This window comes from Pseudomonas cyclaminis, assembly GCF_015163715.1.
GTDB lineage: Bacteria > Pseudomonadota > Gammaproteobacteria > Pseudomonadales > Pseudomonadaceae > Aquipseudomonas > Aquipseudomonas cyclaminis.
Map to the genome: position 1 here is coordinate 1 of NZ_JADDUM010000005.1, position 16,691 is coordinate 16,691.

Below are 16,691 nucleotides of genomic sequence, written 5' to 3' on the forward strand. Positions count from 1 at the left end.
GCTGGTTGTGGTGGTGGCCGGCGTGGGCTGGGTGCGCGGGCCTGACGCCTGGCTGCGCATGCAGGCTGATTACGTCACCCAAAAAGGTGAAGTGCGCACCGTGCACCTGGCCGATGGCAGCACGGTGGAGCTGGATTCCGCCAGCGCCATCCGCCTGGACTACGACGGCGTGCAGCGGCGCATCAGCCTGATCCAGGGCTCGGCGATTTTTGACGTGGCGCCGATGGTCGGTAAAGAAACCCGGCCTTTCGTGGTGCAGAGCGCCGGCGGGCAGACGCAGGCGTTGGGCACGCGGTTTGTGGTGCAGCGCGAGGACGACCGCCAGGGTTGGGTCGGCGTGTTGCAGCACAGTGTTGAAGTCTCCCTGCACGCCACGCCGAAAAAAGGCCCGAGCGATCATGTGCTCAAGGAGGGCCAGGCCGCACGCTTCAGCCCCGAACAGGGCATCGTGCCCCTGGATCAATTTGATGTCGACCGTGCCACCAGTTGGCGGCGCGGCGTGTTGATCTTTGACCGCCAGCCGCTGGCCAAAGTGATTGAGCAGCTCAACCGCTACCGGCCCGGCCAGGTGGTGTTGACCCATTCCGACCTGGGCGAGCGGGAGGTCAGCGGTGTGTTCCGCCTCGACATGCTCGACACGGCCCTCGGCACCCTGACTCAGGAACTCCAGGTGCAACGCTTGGACCTGGCAGGCCTCAGCCTGATCTATTGATGACCCGGTGGGAGGCCCGCTCCCACCCGCTTGAAACCCCTCGCACAAAAAACTTTTAAAAAAACCTTACTGACTTCCTGCGCTTCGTACGTCTTGCTAGGTGAGAAGCATTCGCATAAACAAAAATACGATCAGCGTAGGGAAAGCCAGAAATGTCAGCACTCACCAAGGGGCGTATCACCGGTAGCCGGTTAGCCCTGGCCATCCACTTGGGCCTGTTCGCCGCAACGGCACCCGTGTACGCGGCGCAGCCTCAAGTGGGCGCGGCGCAGCCCGCCGTGCTGACCTTCGATATCCCTGCGCAATCCTTGGGCAGTGCCGTCCTGGCCTTCGCCGACCAGGCCGGTTTGCAGGTGCTGTTCGACAGCCAGCGCCTGCAAGGCTTGAGCAGCACGGCGCTCAAAGGCAGCTTCAGCGTTCAGGAAGGCCTGGGCCGTTTGCTCGGCGCCGCGCCGGTGGAATATCGCTTTACCGGCGAGCGCCAGGTGACCCTCAATCGCGTCAGCGATGATCACGACGGCGCCATGACCGTGGGCACCACCACCATCACCGGCAACACCAATGGCCAGACCAGTGACTGGGTGTACCAGACCCCAAAGTCCGTGGCGGTGATCAGCCGTGACATGATCGATAAACGCCCGCCCCGTCACGCCGCCGACATGCTTGAAGAAACCGCCGGCGTCTACACCGCCGTCAACCAGCGCGACCCTGGCCTGTCGGTGAACATTCGCGGCGTGCAGGACTACGGCCGCGTGAACATGAACATCGACGGCATGCGCCAGAACTTCAACGTCAACGGCCACCAGCAACGCAACGGCACCATGCTGATCGACCCGGAGTTCATCTCCAGCATCGAGATCGACAAAGGCAGCCAGTCGGGGCAGGGCGGGGCGGCGGTGTTGGGCGGGATTGCCTCGTTCAAGACTTTGGATGCCAGTGAGTTTCTCAAAGACGGCAAAGACTACGGCGGCCGCATTCGCGCCGGCAGCGGCATCGGTGAGTTGGGTAACGGCACCAACTTCAACGGCAGCGGCGTATTCGCCTTTGGCGATGAGCGCGGCGATGTAGTGCTGGGCTACAGCGAGCGGCATTTTGGCAACTACCGCGCCGGCAAGCGCAACGACGACAACCTGGGCACCAACCTACGGGCCCGAAAGTACGCCCCGGCGGCCTTCGACGACTGGTTGAACAGCGAAGTCGGTGACACCGGCAGCGTGACCCGCTCGCAGATCGTCAAGTTCGGCCTGAACCTGCCCAACGACCAGCGTGTGCAGTTGAGCTATCTGGAAAGCGACACCGACAGTAACGATGCCTGGGGCTATATCGCCGATGACCTTCAGAGCACCTATTACGTGCGCACCAGCAAAAACAATCTCAACGCGAAAAACGTCGCGCTGGACTACAGCTACAGCCCGGACAACGCGCTGATCGATCTCAAGGCCAAGCTCTATTACGTCACCACCCAGATGGATCGCGGCAATAGCCCCAACCAGTCCTCACCAGGTACCGGTAACTACGTCGGTGCCTACACCGATCACTTCCAGACCGACACCTGGGGCCTGCAGGGTGACAACACCTCGCGGTTTGATTTCGGCGAGCGGGGGCATGTCACCTGGAACTACGGTGTGGAGCTGTATCAGGACGAGTTCAAGCCACGCACCAACAAAGTTGAAGCCACCAACAACCTGGGCTTGTTGCCTTACGCAGAGGGCAGTACGCCGGGGGGCAAACGCACCATCGCCAGCCTGTTCAACAACGCGCAGTACGAATATGGCGGCTGGCTGACCCTGGATGCGGGCTTGCGTTATGACCGCTATCGGCTTGAAGGCGAGACCGGCATGACCCTGTACCGGCGTGATCGCTTCTACAACAGCCTCGTCGGCGCCCGGCGTGTCGCGGAAGTGATTGAGGTTGACCGTGAAGAAGGCCAGTTTTCCCCCACCTTCGGTCTTGCGGTGAAACCGGGCGTGGACTGGCTGCAACTCTATACCCGGTGGGGCAAGGGCTGGCGGCCACCGGCGGTCACCGAAACCTTCATGACCGGCCGCCCCCACGGTGGTGGTTCGGGAGAGCGCGTGTTTCCCAACCCGTATCTCAAGCCTGAAGAATCACGGGATTGGGAAGTGGGCATGAATGTCTTCAAGGAAGGGTTGTTCTTCAGTGACGATCGTCTCGGCATGAAAGTGGCTTACTTCGATACCCGGATTGAAAACTTCTCTTTCCTCAACACCAGCGTCAGCTTGCCGGAAACCCAGGTGGGTGGATTTCTCGGGACCATGGCTTACGTCAATAACACCAACCCGACGCGTTTTCGCGGGGTCGAATACCAGCTCAATTACGACATGGGGCGCGCATACGCCAACCTCAGCTACACCCACATGATCGGCAGCAATGAGTTCTGCTCGAAGAACTACTACATGGGCGGCGCCAAGACCACCGGGCCAAGAACCACGCGCCTGGAGCGTTTCACACTGCCGGATGGGCGCATCAGCATACGGCCGGTCACCACCTATGAAGTGCTGGATGACGACGTCGCCAACAACCAGGAAAGCTGCGGGCGAATCATGGGTAACGCCACGTACATGCCTGCCGATCGCGGCTCGCTGACGCTGGGTACACGCTTGCTGGAAAAACGCCTGGATACCGGTGTGCGTGTGCGCTACAGCTCGGGCAACGGCCAAAACCTCAATCAGCAGGGCTACGAGCTGATGGATCAGGCGATGTGGCCCAAGTACACGCTCTATGACCTGTACGCCAGTTACTGGATGACGGATCAACTGAACATTGCCCTGGCGTTGGAAAACGCCACCGATGAAGCCTATTTCGTTGCCATGGGCGACGCCAACAACCTCAGCCTGGCACGCGGGCGAACCCTGAGCGGAATGTTGGAATACAAATTCTGATCAGCGTGCGCAGGCCGCTGATTAACGGTTTTGCCCATGGGTGGGCAAAAAGGCACGCCGCACCGGCGTGCTCATCAAAAACGTTGTTTAACGAGGTTCAGTGATGACTATTTCTGTTAGCTACGATTCGGGCCTGGGTTCTCTGTCGGTATCGGACTACCTGAGCGCCTGGGCGGTGGGGTTCAACACCGCAGGTCACGGCACCAGTAACACGGGTGGTTTCAGCAACGGCACCCTCAGCGGCGATCAGTATTCGACCCACGGCGCCAACAACTCCGAGTACGCGTTCATCGCCGACAGCGACACCAGCAATGGCCTGCACTATGTGTTCAACCCGTCGCTGCCCGCCAGCAGCAACCTGAACCACTACCTGTGGGGCGACCTGGATAATGTGCAGTTGGGCACAGGCCTGGGCGGCGGCAGTGGCAGCGACTTCAGCCTGAGCGACTTCAAAGTCGCGTTCAACGGCCTCGACCTGAGCGCCGCCGAGGGTGCCGGCCGGGCTGGCAACGAGGTCCAAAGCGTGATCTACGGCTTGATGCAGGGCAATACCGCCGCGCTGGAAACCGTGCTCAACAACCTGCTCGACGACTTTGGCCTGTCCACTGCCAGCACCTTCGACGAAGTGTCTGCGGGCCTGGCGGCACACGCCAGCGCAGTGTCCAGTGACGTTGCCCTGGTAGGCGTGCAAGACGTGGCCCAGGACTGGGCACTCGCCGCCTGAACCTGCTGCTGCATGAAAAAAGCGAATGGAAGATCGCTCTCCCATTCGCTGCATTACACCGCCGTCGCCCAAGCCTTCTAACTCTTCCGGCGACGGCGGTGCCGAATTCTGCGCAGCGTCGTATCGCCTGTCAACGCGGCGACGCTGCACGCTCAACCCCACGAGAACCTCCAGATGCGCCACGCCGGCAACGAAACCCTGGCCGCCCTCACGGCCTATAAAAGTGGCTTCTTCAACATCGGCCTGTTCTCGGCGGTGATCAACCTGCTGATGCTGGCCCCGGCGCTGTACATGTTGCAGGTGTATGACCGGGTGCTGGCCTCGGGCAATCAGATGACCCTGTTGATGCTGACGCTGATGATCCTCGGCCTGTTCGGCCTGATGGGCGCGTTGGAGTGGGTGCGCAGCCAAGTGGTGATCCGCCTCGGCACGCAGATGGACATGCGCTTGAACCAGCGCGTATACGATGCCGCGTTCGAGGTGCAACTCAAGGGCGGCAGCCAGGCGTCGGGGCAGGCGCTGCATGACCTGACCACCCTGCGCCAGTTTGCCACCGGCCAGGCGTTGTTCGCGTTCTTTGACGCCCCGTGGTTTCCGGTGTACCTGCTGGTGATTTTCCTGTTCCATCCCTGGCTCGGCATGCTGGCCCTGGGCGGCGCGGTGATTTTGATCGCCCTGGCGTGGATCAACCACCATGTCAGCCAGACACCGATGGCCCAGGCCAGCCGGCTGTCCATCAGCGCCAGCCAGCAGGCCACGGCTAACCTGCGCAATGCCGACACCATCGAAGCCATGGGCATGCTTGCCACTTTGCGCGGGCGTTGGTTCGCGCAGCACCAGGCGTTTCTCGCGCAGCAGAACCTGGCCAGTGAAAAGACCGCCGCCGTCAGTGCCTGGTCCAAGGGCGTGCGCCTGGCGTTGCAGTCGCTGGTGCTGGGCCTGGGCGCGTTGCTGGCGGTGCAGGGCGATATCACGCCAGGAATGATGATCGCCGGTTCGATCCTGATGGGCCGGGTGCTCACCCCCATCGACCAACTGATCGGCGTGTGGAAGCAATGGGGCTCGGCACGCCTGGCCTTTGATCGGCTCTCGACGATGTTGGCGGACAACCCTGCGCGGCCAGCACGCATGAGCCTGCCGGTGCCCAAGGGGCAGTTGAGTGTCGAGCAGATCAGCGCCTGCGCCCCCGGCAGCCGTCGGCCGGCGCTGGCCAACCTTGGCTTTAATCTGCCAGCGGGTGAAGTGCTGGGTGTGATCGGGCCGTCGGGCTGCGGCAAGTCCACCCTGGCGCGGGTGCTGGTGGGCGCCTGGGCACCGCTGGCCGGCAAGGTGCGGCTGGACGGCGCCGACCTGACCCAGTGGGACAAACAGCAACTCGGCCCGCACATCGGCTACCTGCCCCAGGACATCCAACTGTTTGCCGGCAGCATCGCCGACAACATTGCCAGGTTTGCCGAGCGGGATGCCGACAACGTCCTTGCCGCCGCGCAAATGGCCGGTGTGCATGAACTGATCCTGCAACTGCCCCAAGGCTACGACACGGTGTTGGGGGAGGGCGGCGCAGGCCTGTCCGGCGGCCAGAAACAACGGGTGGCGCTGGCACGTGCCCTCTACGGCTTGCCCGCGCTGATCGTGCTGGATGAACCCAACGCCAACCTCGACGAAGTCGGCGAGCAGGCCTTGCTCCAGGCCATCGCCCAGCTCAAGCAGCAGCGCCGCACCGTGATCCTGATCACCCACAAAGCCAATGTGCTGAGCCTGACCGATCAATTGCTGATCCTCAAGGACGGCCAATTGCAGGCCTTCGGCCCCACGGCGCGGGTGCTGGAAGCGCGGCAGAAACCCGCAGCCAGCAAACCGGTGTCGACCATGAGCATGAGTTACCGCCTCGGTGAAGGAAAACAGGCATGAGCATGAGTAAACCGGTGTTGGTCAGCGACGCGCCCAATAACGTGCTGGCGCTGGATGACAAAAAATATTCGCGCCTGGGTTGGCTGCTGGTGCTCGGCGGGTTTGTCGGGTTTGTCGGCTGGGCGGCGTTGGCGCCGCTGGACAAGGGTGTGGCGGTGTCCGGCAAGGTGATGGTATCGGGCCATCGCAAAACCGTGCAGCACCCTACCGGCGGCATCGTCGAGCGTATCGAGGTGCGCGACGGTGAGGTGGTCAACGCCGGCCAAGTATTACTGCGCCTGAAGGAAACCCCGTTGCGCGGGCAGATGCAGTCGCTGCGCAGCCAGTACCTGGCATCGTTGGCCAGCGAAGCGCGCTTGAGTGCGGAAAGCGAAGGCTTGCCTGCGGTTACCTTTGGCGCCGAACTGCTGAACGCGCCGGAAGCGGCCAACATCCTCAGTCTGCAACGGCAACTGTTCAACAGTCGCGCCCAGTCGCTGGCCACCGAGCAACAAGGCCTGCGTGAAACCATCGCCGGGGCCGAAGCGCAGTTGCGCGGCACGCGGGATTCCCAGGCGAGCAAACTGCAGCAACGGGCGGCGCTCAATGAGCAACTGCAAGGCCTGCGCGAACTGGCCCGCGACGGCTATATACCGCGCAATCGCCTGCTCGACAGCGAGCGTCTGTACGCCCAGATCGACGGCACCATCGCCGAAGACTACGGCCGGATCGGCCAGTTGCAGCGCCAGGTGCTTGAGTTGCGGCTGCGCATCCGCCAACTCGGCGAAGACTTCCAGAAAGACCTGCGCGGTCAGTTGGCCGACACCCGCACCCGCAGCGACGACCTGCGCAATCGCCTGGCGTCGGCTGAGTTCGAACTGGCCAACAGCCTGGTCCGCGCCCCGGCGTCCGGCGTGGTGGTGGGGCTGGACGTGTACACCGAAGGCGGCGTGATCAAGCCCGGCCAGGCGCTGATGGACATCGTGCCCCAAGGCGAGCCGCTGCTGGTGGAAGCACGGGTGCCGGTGCAGATGATCGACAAAGTGCACCCCGGCTTGCCGGTGGAACTGCTGTTCTCGGCCTTCAATCAGGCCACCACGCCACGGGTGGCGGGTGAAGTGACCTTGGTATCCGCCGACCGCCAGGTCGATGAACGCACGGACGAGCCTTATTACACGTTGCGCGCCCAAGTCAGCGCGGCGGGCATGCAACAACTCGACGGCGTACAGATCCGCCCCGGCATGCCGGTGGAAACCTTCGTCAAGACCGGTGAGCGCTCGATGCTCAACTACCTGTTCAAACCCTTGTTGGACCGCACCCATATGGCCCTGGTGGAAGAATGAAGGCGCTGCTGTTTACCGTGTGCTTGAGCTGTACACCCGCAGCGCAGGCGCTGGGTCTGTTGGATGCCTACGATCTGGCCTTGCGCAATGACCCAACTTTTCAGGCCGCCATTCAAGAGCGTGAGGCCGGTGAAGAAAATCGCGTGATCGGCCGGGCGGCGTTGCTGCCGAATCTGTCGTGGAGCTACAACAATTCTCGCAACGAATCTGAAGTGACGGCGGGTGATGTCACCAGCGACCGCGACTACCGCAGCTATGCCTCGACCCTGACCTTGCAGCAACCGCTGCTGGACTACGAAGCCTACGCACGGTTTCGCCAAGGCACGGCCCAGGCGCTGATGGCGGATGAGCGCTTTCGCGGCAAGAGCCAGGAACTGGCGGTGCGGGTACTCAGCGCCTACAGCCAGGCGTTGCTGGCCCAAGAACGTATCGAATTGAGCCGCGCCCAGAAGCGCGCATTTGCCGAACGCCTGCAACTCAACGACCGCCTGCTTAAAGGTGGCGAAGGCACGCGCACCGATGTGCTGGAAACCCAGGCACGCCTGAGCCTGGCCCAAGCCGAAGAAATCGAATCCCTGGACGCCCAGGACAGTGCCCTGCGTGAGTTGGAAGCCATCGTCGGCCAACCGTTGCAGGTCGAGGAGCTGGCGCCGCTGACCCGTCAATTCGACATACCGCCCCTGGAACCGCATGGCTTCGAGACCTGGCGGGAAATGGCGATGGCCAACAACCCGCAGCTAAAATCCCAGCATCACGCGCTGGACGTGGCGTCTTACGAAGTGGAGCGCAAACGCGCCGGGCACCTGCCCAAGGTCAGCCTGTACGCCAGCAGCCGCCAGACCAGCTCCGATTCGGAAAGCAGCTACAACCAGAAGTACGACACCAACAGCGTCGGCATCCAGGTCAGCTTGCCGCTGTTCGCCGGCGGCTCGGTGTCGGCGTCTACCCGACAGGCAGGCAATCAGTTGAGCCAGGCCCAGTACGAACTGGACGCGCAAACCTCGGCCACCCTGGTGGAGTTGCGCAAGCAGTTCAACCTCAACACCAGCGGCGCGGCGAAAGTGCGCGCCTATGAAATGGCCGTCAGCTCCGCGACGGCATTGGTCACGGCGACGAAGAAAAGCGTCAGCGGCGGCGAGCGCGTCAACCTCGACGTGCTCGACGCCGAACAACAACTGTTCACGCCCGCCGCGATTTGGCGAATGCGCGGCACGCGTATTTGTTAGCCAGGATTCAGTTGAAGTATTACGCGGGGTTACTCAGCGAGCAGGACTTGCGGGCGTTGGCGGGGTATTTCCAACCGTCGGCATGAGTGGTTACAACCCGGCATTCGCCGGGTTTTTTATCGTCACTAGTCTGTGAAAAAGCTCCGCAAGTTGGGAGCCGGTTGTCGGGTGCCACTGGGAAAACTGTTACCTGACGGAAAATAACCTAACGGATGGGTTACGATGAGAGTCGCTGCTTACAAGGGATATGTCATTTCGGTCTTTCTCAGGGATGAGCATTGCCCGCCTCATGTGCACGTCAGGGGCAAGGGCTGGGATGCGCGCTTTCGTTTCAGTTTTCTGGATGGGAACGTGGAGTTATGGGATGTAGAGCCTGACCGGAGGCGGCCGCCCACGGCGGTTCTGAAGGAGATACGCGAGGCGATGATGCAGCGGCATTATTTGGCGCGGGCTCGCAGGATGTGGTGGGAAAACCTGCAAACGGTCTGCCTGGAAAATCATTCCTGGGACTGGAACGCGGGTGAAGTGCTTCCTGGGTTGATCATTCGCCCTGGTGTCTATGTCATCGCAAACGCCTGGCATGACGTAGTCGAGCAACGGACAATCTTGAATCTGGTAAGAGCACCGGATTGCGTGGGGATTAATTTATGAAAATCATAAAAGCCAAAGCCATACCTTATATACCGCTCACCGAAGCTGATGTCGACAAGGCAATCGCCCGTGGGCGCAAGCTCAAGCGTCTGCACGCCAACGCCAGCAATGTGCGTTACGAAGACAACTGCATCTCCATTGGCTTCAGCGACGGCACCCGCGTCGTGCTGCCTGTGGCTGGTCTGCCGGAGTTCAAGGGGTTTTCCTTGGAGGATTTTCAGCAGTTGGAGGTCGGCTTTGGTGGCAAGGCGCTTTGCTGTGAAGCCCAGGATCTGGATGTCTCGATCACTGGCCTGATTGCCACAAGCAAGCCGTTGATGGACTTGGCCACCAGCCTGGTAGCGTCCCGCAACGGTCGCAAAAGCAGTGCCGCCAAATCCGCCGCCGCCCGTGCCAATGGCAAGAAGGGCGGCCGACCGCGCAAGAAAGAACCCGAGGACGTGGAATTACCGCCGGGTCAATAACACCCCGGATTCCATATGGTGTGTCCACGGGAACTGGTCAAACATTGCACATTGGGTAATCCGGTGCGTGTCATGCAGTTGCGCGATGTTCGCTGCGAGCGTCTCCGGGTTGCAGGAGATGTACAGGATGTTGTCGAAGCGTCGGGTCAGTTCGCAGGTGTCCGGGTCCATGCCGGCGCGGGGCGGGTCGACGAAGACGCTGCCGAATTCGTAGCTCTTCAGATCGATGCCGTGCAGGCGACGGAACGGGCGCACTTCGTTCAGCGCCTGGGTGAGCTCTTCGGCCGAGAGGCGCACCAGGGTGACGTTACCCACCGCGTTTTCATCGAGATTGCTCAGGGCTGCATTCACCGAGGTCTTGCTGATTTCGGTGGCCAGCACTTTGTGTACGCGGGTGGCCAGCGGCAGTGTGAAGTTGCCGTTGCCGCAGTACAGCTCGAGCAAGTCGTCCGGGCGGTCGCCCAACGCTTCGTATGCCCAATTGAGCATCTTCTGGTTCACTGTGCCGTTGGGCTGGGTGAAGGCGCCTTCGGGTTGGCGGTAGCTGAAGGTGCGCCCGCCCACGTCGAGTTTTTCCACCACGTAGTCGTGGCCGATCACATCGCGCTTGCCCTTGGAGCGGCCGATGATGCTCACGTTCAGGTCAGCTGCCAGCTTATTTGCAGCCGTGTGCCAGTGCTCGTCCAGCGGGCGGTGATAACACAGCGTGATCATCGCATCGCCGGCCAGGGTGGTGAGGAACTCCACCTGGAACAGCTTGTGGCTCAGGGCGGCGCTGGCTTGCCAGGCGGCCTTGAGCTGCGGCATCAACTGGTTGATGCGTTGGCTGGCAATCGGGAATTCTTCGATCAGGATCGGCGTGCGCTTGTCGTCCTGGGAGAACATTGCGTAGTGGCGATCCCCGCCTTCGCGCCACAGGCGGAACTCCGCCCGAAGGCGGAAGTTCTGCAGCGGTGAGTCGAAGACCTGCGGCTCGGGCGCGTCGAACGGCGCCAGCAGGTCACGCAAGCGCGTGACCTTGTCTTGCAGTTGAGCGGTGTAGCTTGCGGCGTCAAAAGTCATGCGTTGAACCAGCCCAGCTTGATCACGAACAGAATCGACAGAATCACCAGCGCTGGGTTCAGCTCACGGTAGCGGCCCGAAAGCAGCTTGATGGCGGTCCAGGCGATGAAGCCGAAGGCGATGCCGTTGGCGATGGAGTATGTGAAGGGCATCGCCAGGGCGGTGATGACCACCGGCGCTGCAACGGTAATGTCATCCCAGTCGATTTCCGCCAGGCCCGAGGTCATCAGCACCGCCACGAACAGCAGCGCCGGCGCGGTGGCGTAGGCCGGAACGCTGGCAGCCAGTGGCGAGAAGAACAAGGCCAGCAGGAACAGGATCGCCACCACGATGGCGGTCAAGCCGGTACGGCCACCCGCGCTCACGCCTGCGGCCGATTCGATGTAGCTGGTGGTGGTCGAGGTACCCAGCAGCGAGCCGGCCATGGCGGCCGTGCTGTCGGCGATCAGGGCACGGCCCATTTTCGGCATGTGGCCGTCCTTGCCCATCAGGCCGGCACGCTTGGCGACGCCGATCAGGGTGCCGGAGTTATCGAACAGGTCCACGAACAGGAAGGCGAAGATCACGCTGACCAGGCCGATGTCCAGCGCGCCTTTGATATCCAGTTGCAGGAATGTCGGGGCCAGGGACGGTGGCATCGAGGTCACGCCAATGAACGGGGTGAAGCCCAGCGCGATGGAGGCGATGGTCACCGCCAGGATACCGATCAGCACTGCGCCGCGTACGGCCAGGGCTTCCAGCGCAACGATCAGCACGAAACCCAGCGTGGCTAGGATCGGTGCCGGTTGTTTCAGGTCGCCCAAGCCAACCATGGTGGCCGGGTTGCTCACCACGATGCCGGCGTTGTGCAGCGCGATCAGCGCCAGGAACAGGCCGATACCGGCCGCAATCGCCGAGCGCAGGGGCAGCGGAATGGCATTGATGATCCACTCACGGATACGGAAGATCGACAGCAGGAAGAACAGCACCGCCGAAATAAACACCGCCCCCAGCGCCACTTGCCAGGTATGGCCCATGTGCAGCACGACGGTGTAGGTAAAGAAGGCGTTGAGGCCCATGCCCGGCGCGAGCGCAATCGGGTAGTTGGCGATCAGGCCCATCACGGTCGAACCGATGGCGGCCGCCAGGCAGGTCGCTACAAACACCGCGCCTTTGTCCATGCCCGTTTCGCCGAGGATGCTCGGGTTCACGAACAGAATGTAGGCCATGGCCAGGAATGTCGTGATGCCCGCGAGAATCTCGGTGCGCACGTTCGTGTTGTGTGCCTTGAGTTGAAACAGCTTTTCCAGCATGCCTGCTCCCTGTGACGCTATCTTGCGTCGTGATTTGTTGACCTCTAAGTCAAAGCACAAACTGCGCCAAGCGCCTTTGGTTTCAGAGAGGATCGGAAAAAGCGGCGCATCATACCAGCAGCCGAGGCTGTATGGCGCATGGCCTTGAGGCATACTGCGCCGACGTTCAATACCGGGTCATCGACAGCATGAAAAAAGCCAACGCGTGGAGTCTAGCTCTGATCCCTTGTCTCGGCCTGTGGCTGGGCGCGGCACCGGTGTGGGGCGCGACTGCACCGGCCTTGAGCGAAGTGCGCGTGTTCAAGGTCGAGTCGGCCAAGTGCACCGAAACCATCCCGGAGCGCACCAGCACCACGCAGATGTGCACGCACCGTGGGCCAACCAAGGTGTCGGTGATGGAAGTGGGCCTGGGCAACAACCCGGTCGGCCTGTTTAATGGCGCGGTGCTCAATGGCCAGCGCACGCCGGTGTGCCAGGTCGGCAACGTCAGCGAGACCTGCAATGGCGCGGGCACCTTGATGGGCTACATCTATGTATTCGACCTGAATGTCGACGCCCAAGGCTGGTTCGAATACAGCAACTCCTCGATCAATCCCCCGCGCAATACCCTTAAAACCCTGCTCAATATCCGCTGATCAATCCGCTTGAACGCTCAAAACCCCGGGAAGTCGTACCCCTGAGACGGCGACTTTCCTGAACGCCGCGGATGTACACCAACCCGTGAGGTGTTTATGAGCGCGACCCCCAATGGCGCGGCGGCCCAACCGTTCGTCGCCCACTCCATACGCTTGACCTTGAATGGTCGCGACCGCCAACTGGACGTGTTGCCCTGGACCACGTTGCTGGACCTGCTGCGCGAACAACTCGACCTGGTCGGCAGCAAAAAAGGCTGCGACCACGGCCAATGCGGCGCCTGCACGGTGTTGCGCGATGGCAAGCGCATTAACGCGTGCCTGACCCTGGCGGTGATGTGCGACGGCGCCGAACTGACCACCATCGAAGGCCTGGCCAATGGCGACCAGTTGCACCCGATGCAGCAAGCCTTCATCAAACACGATGCGTTCCAGTGCGGCTATTGCACTCCCGGCCAGATCTGCTCGGCCGTCGGCCTGGCCAATGAAGGCCGTGCCCACGACACCGCACAGATCCAGGAGCTGATGAGCGGCAACCTGTGTCGCTGCGGCGCCTATACCAATATTCGCGATGCCATCAAAGACGGCCTGGGAGGTGAGCAATGAACCCCTTCCACTACAGCAAACCAGCCGACGTCCATGAGGCCGTGCACCTGGCCAGCGGCGCATCGCGCTTTATTGCGGGCGGCACCAACCTGCTGGACCTGATGAAAGAAAACATCAGCCGTCCCGAGCACCTGATCGATATCACCGGCCTGCCGCTGCATGAGATTGAAGAAACCGCCGACGGCGGCCTGCTGATCGGCGCACTGGTGAGCAACGCCGACCTGGCCTGGCACCCGCTGATCGAAGCGCGCTACCCGCTGCTGTCCCAGGCCATCCTCGCCGGTGCTTCGCCGCAACTGCGCAACATGGCGAGTACCGGTGGCAATCTGCTGCAACGCACCCGTTGCTACTACTTCTACGACGCCACGGTGCCGTGCAATAAACGTGAACCTGGCAGTGGCTGCCCGGCGCGTACCGGCCTGAACCGTATCCACGCGATTCTCGGTGCCAGCGCGCAGTGCGTGGCCACGCATCCGTCGGACATGTGCGTTGCCTTGGCCGCGCTGCAAGCGCGGGTGCATGTCGAAGGCCGTGGCGGCGCACGCATCATCGAGTTCGCGGATTTCCATCGCTTGCCCGGCGATACGCCGCAGCGCGACAACCTGCTGGCCGACGATGAACTGATCACGGCGATTGAATTACCCGCCGACCACCTGGCGCGTCACAGCCACTATCTGAAAATTCGCGATCGTGCGTCGTACGCCTTTGCCTTGGTGTCTGTCGCCGCCGCCCTTGAATTGGACGGCGAGACCATCGTCGACGCGCGTCTGGCCCTGGGCGGCGTGGCCCACAAACCCTGGCGTGACCGTGCGGTAGAAACCGCGCTGATCGGCCAGGCCGTCAGCCGCGAAACCTTCAGCAACGCCGCCGACGCGCTGCTGCAAGACGCCGAGCCACTGGAACACAACGGCTTCAAAATCAAGTTGGCGCGCCGCGCAATTATCCGTGCGCTCAGCGACGCCGCCGTCGCAGGAGAACAGCCATGACCGCTATCGGCAAACCCCTGAACCGTGTCGACGGTCTGCTCAAGGTCACGGGCCAGGCGCGGTACGCCGGTGAGTTTCCCGAGGATGGCCTGCTGCATGGCAGCGTGGTGTCCAGCACCATCGCCAAGGGCCGGGTTATCAGCATCGACGCGTCCAAGGCGTTAGCGCTGCCTGGCGTGGTGGACGTGATCCATCACCTCAACCGCCCGAAAATCGCCAGCTACGACGACGCCTTCGCGGATGCAGATGCGGCGGACGGCTCGCCGTTTCGCCCACTGTATAACGACCGCGTGCTCTACAGCGGTCAGCCCTTGGCCTTGGTCATCGCCGATAACCTGGAGTTGGCGCGGCACGCCGGCTCGCTGGTGCACATCGACTACGCGCACGAGGACTTCGAGACCGATCTGCTCGCCCAACAGGAGCAGGCCCACCCCTCGCCGCAAACGCCGCCCAAACCCTGCGGCAACTTCCAGGCCGAATGGTCCGGCGCGGCCATCAGTCTCGATCTGCACTACAGCACGCCCATCGAACACCACAACCCCATGGAACCCCACGCCAGCACCGTGCTGTATCAGCCGGACGGCACCCTGCATATCCACGACAAGACCCAAGGCCCGCAGAACTGCCAGGCCTATGTACAAAAAGTCTTCGGCCTGGATAAAAGCCAGGTGCGCATCTTTGCTGCGTTCGTCGGGGGTGCCTTTGGCTCTGGCCTGCGCCCGCAGTACCAACTGCCCTTGGCGGTGATGGCATCCCTGGCGCTCAAGCGCTCGGTGCGGGTTACGCTGACGCGCCAGCAGATGTTCACCTTCGGCTATCGCCCGCGCACCCTGCAGCGTTTACAGATGGGCGCCGCCGCCAATGGCCGATTGCTGGCGTTGGGGCATACCGCGATTGGCCAGACCTCACGTTTCGAAGACTTCAGTGAACACGTGGTGGAATGGAGCGGCATGCTCTATCACTGCGACAACGTGCAACTGACCTACAAGCTGGTGCCGCTGGATGTCTTCACGCCCCTGGACATGCGTGCGCCGGGCGCCGCGCTGGGCGTGATCGGCCTGGAATGCGCCATGGATGAACTGGCCTGCGCGCTGGGCATGGACCCGGTGCAACTGCGCTTGATCAACTACGCCGAACGCAATCAGAACGAAGACAAGCCCTGGTCGAGCAAAGCCCTGCGCGAGTGCTACCACGAAGGCGCCGAGCGTTTTGGCTGGAAACAGCGCAACCCGGAGCCACGCAGCATGCGTGACGGTCGCCAACTGATTGGCTGGGGCATGGCCGGTGGCGTGTGGGAGGCCATGCAAATGAAGGCCAGCGCCAAGGCGCGTATTGATGCGCAGGGCAAATTGACGGTCAGCAGCGCCACCACCGACATCGGCACCGGTACCTACACAGTGATGACCCAGATTGCAGCCCAGGCCAGCGGTGTGGCGGTCGAGGATGTGGTGTTTCTGCTGGGCGACTCTTCATTGCCGACCGCGCCGCTGCAGGGCGGCTCGTTTACCGTGTCTTCGGTAGGCACTGCCGTGCAGCAAGCCTGCGAAGCGCTGACGGCCAAGCTGCTGGGCATCGCCCGCCAGACCTACCCGGTATTCAAGGATGCCGACTCCGTACGCTTTGAAGACGGCCACCTGCACACGGGAGATGTGCGTGTGTCGCTGGCGCAGTTGGTCAAGGACAGTGGCGAAGAGGCCTTGGAGGTTCAGGTCGACAGCGAGCCCGACAAAAAGCGCGAGGGTTACGCCACCGCGACCCATTCGGCGGTATTCGTCGAGGTTCAGGTGGACGAAGACCTGGGCACGATCAAGGTTCGGCGGGTGGTCAGCGCGATTGCGGCCGGGCGCGTGGTCAATCCGAAAATGGCGCGTAGCCAGATCCTCGGCGGGGTAGTGTGGGGGATCGGCATGGCGCTGCACGAGGAAACCCAGGTCGACCATCAATTGGGGCGCTACATGAACCACAGCCTGGCTGAGTACCACATCCCGGTAAATGCCGATATTGGCGAAATTGATGTGGTATTCGTCGAAGAACACGACGAGATCGTCAACGCCCTCGGTTCCAAGGGCGTGGGCGAGATTGGCATTGTCGGCGTGGCGGCGGCGGTGGCGAACGCGATTTACCACGCCACCGGCAAGCGGATTCGGGAGTTTCCGATCACCCTGGACAAGGTGTTGTAACGCGGTCTGGCAAACACTGC

The 16,691-nt window shown here is 62.2% G+C and carries 13 protein-coding genes and 1 pseudogene; 12 read left to right on the forward strand and 2 right to left on the reverse strand.

Going from position 1 to position 16,691, the window contains the following annotated elements; all coding sequences use genetic code 11:
• The 8 genes and pseudogenes from IQK56_RS00485 to IQK56_RS00520 all read left to right on the forward strand — a co-directional run.
• Nucleotides 1–712: FecR family protein (locus IQK56_RS00485; protein ID WP_246500108.1), on the forward strand; the 712-nt coding region annotated here is incomplete at its 5' end.
• A gap of 152 nt (nt 713–864) precedes the next feature.
• Nucleotides 865–3,615 carry a TonB-dependent receptor gene (locus IQK56_RS00490; protein ID WP_193901497.1) on the forward strand — a complete coding sequence of 917 codons (2,751 nt, stop codon included), beginning with the start codon at nt 865–867 and terminating at the stop codon, nt 3,613–3,615.
• A gap of 103 nt (nt 3,616–3,718) precedes the next feature.
• On the forward strand, nt 3,719–4,339 hold the full coding sequence (locus tag IQK56_RS00495) for a heme acquisition protein HasA (protein WP_099584724.1): 621 nt from the start codon (nt 3,719–3,721) through the stop codon (nt 4,337–4,339).
• Nucleotides 4,340–4,513: 174 nt separating this feature from the next.
• Nucleotides 4,514–6,250: a type I secretion system permease/ATPase gene (locus IQK56_RS00500; RefSeq protein ID WP_193863986.1), complete on the forward strand. Its 1,737-nt coding sequence runs from the start codon at nt 4,514–4,516 to the stop codon at nt 6,248–6,250.
• Nucleotides 6,247–7,572: an HlyD family type I secretion periplasmic adaptor subunit gene (locus IQK56_RS00505; protein ID WP_193863987.1), complete on the forward strand. Its 1,326-nt coding sequence runs from the start codon at nt 6,247–6,249 to the stop codon at nt 7,570–7,572. The genes IQK56_RS00500 and IQK56_RS00505 overlap by 4 nt, the downstream gene beginning before the upstream one ends.
• Nucleotides 7,569–8,884, forward strand: a pseudogene (locus IQK56_RS00510) (TolC family outer membrane protein). Before IQK56_RS00505 ends, IQK56_RS00510 begins: the two are co-directional and overlap by 4 nt.
• Before the next feature lie 136 nt (nt 8,885–9,020).
• Nucleotides 9,021–9,449, forward strand: coding sequence for a DUF4160 domain-containing protein (locus tag IQK56_RS00515; protein ID WP_150675939.1), 429 nt, complete (start codon nt 9,021–9,023; stop codon nt 9,447–9,449).
• Nucleotides 9,446–9,913 carry a DUF2442 domain-containing protein gene (locus IQK56_RS00520; protein ID WP_193863988.1) on the forward strand — a complete coding sequence of 156 codons (468 nt, stop codon included), beginning with the start codon at nt 9,446–9,448 and terminating at the stop codon, nt 9,911–9,913. Before IQK56_RS00515 ends, IQK56_RS00520 begins: the two co-directional genes overlap by 4 nt.
• Here the strand turns inward: IQK56_RS00520 and trmA are convergent.
• Nucleotides 9,896–10,975, reverse strand: a complete 1,080-nt coding sequence (trmA, locus tag IQK56_RS00525; protein ID WP_193863989.1) for a tRNA (uridine(54)-C5)-methyltransferase TrmA — start codon at nt 10,973–10,975, stop codon at nt 9,896–9,898. The two genes, IQK56_RS00520 and trmA, sit on opposite strands and share 18 nt — an antisense overlap.
• Nucleotides 10,972–12,267, reverse strand: coding sequence for an NCS2 family permease (locus tag IQK56_RS00530; protein WP_122307497.1), 1,296 nt, complete (start codon nt 12,265–12,267; stop codon nt 10,972–10,974). The genes trmA and IQK56_RS00530 overlap by 4 nt, the downstream gene beginning before the upstream one ends.
• Nucleotides 12,268–12,455: 188 nt before the next feature.
• Between IQK56_RS00530 and IQK56_RS00535 the strand changes: the two genes are divergently transcribed.
• The 4 genes from IQK56_RS00535 (at nt 12,456) to IQK56_RS00550 (ending at nt 16,671) form a co-directional block, all read left to right on the forward strand.
• Nucleotides 12,456–12,902, forward strand: a complete 447-nt coding sequence (locus tag IQK56_RS00535; protein ID WP_122307504.1) for a DUF4879 domain-containing protein — start codon at nt 12,456–12,458, stop codon at nt 12,900–12,902.
• A gap of 96 nt (nt 12,903–12,998) precedes the next feature.
• A complete protein-coding gene (locus tag IQK56_RS00540) occupies nt 12,999–13,505 on the forward strand; it encodes a (2Fe-2S)-binding protein (protein WP_122307496.1) in 507 nt (168 codons plus the stop codon).
• Nucleotides 13,502–14,491, forward strand: a complete 990-nt coding sequence (locus IQK56_RS00545) for an FAD binding domain-containing protein (protein ID WP_193863990.1) — start codon at nt 13,502–13,504, stop codon at nt 14,489–14,491. Before IQK56_RS00540 ends, IQK56_RS00545 begins: the two co-directional genes overlap by 4 nt.
• Nucleotides 14,488–16,671 carry a xanthine dehydrogenase family protein molybdopterin-binding subunit gene (locus tag IQK56_RS00550; protein WP_193863991.1) on the forward strand — a complete coding sequence of 728 codons (2,184 nt, stop codon included), beginning with the start codon at nt 14,488–14,490 and terminating at the stop codon, nt 16,669–16,671. Before IQK56_RS00545 ends, IQK56_RS00550 begins: the two co-directional genes overlap by 4 nt.
• Nucleotides 16,672–16,691: the final 20 nt, after the last annotated feature.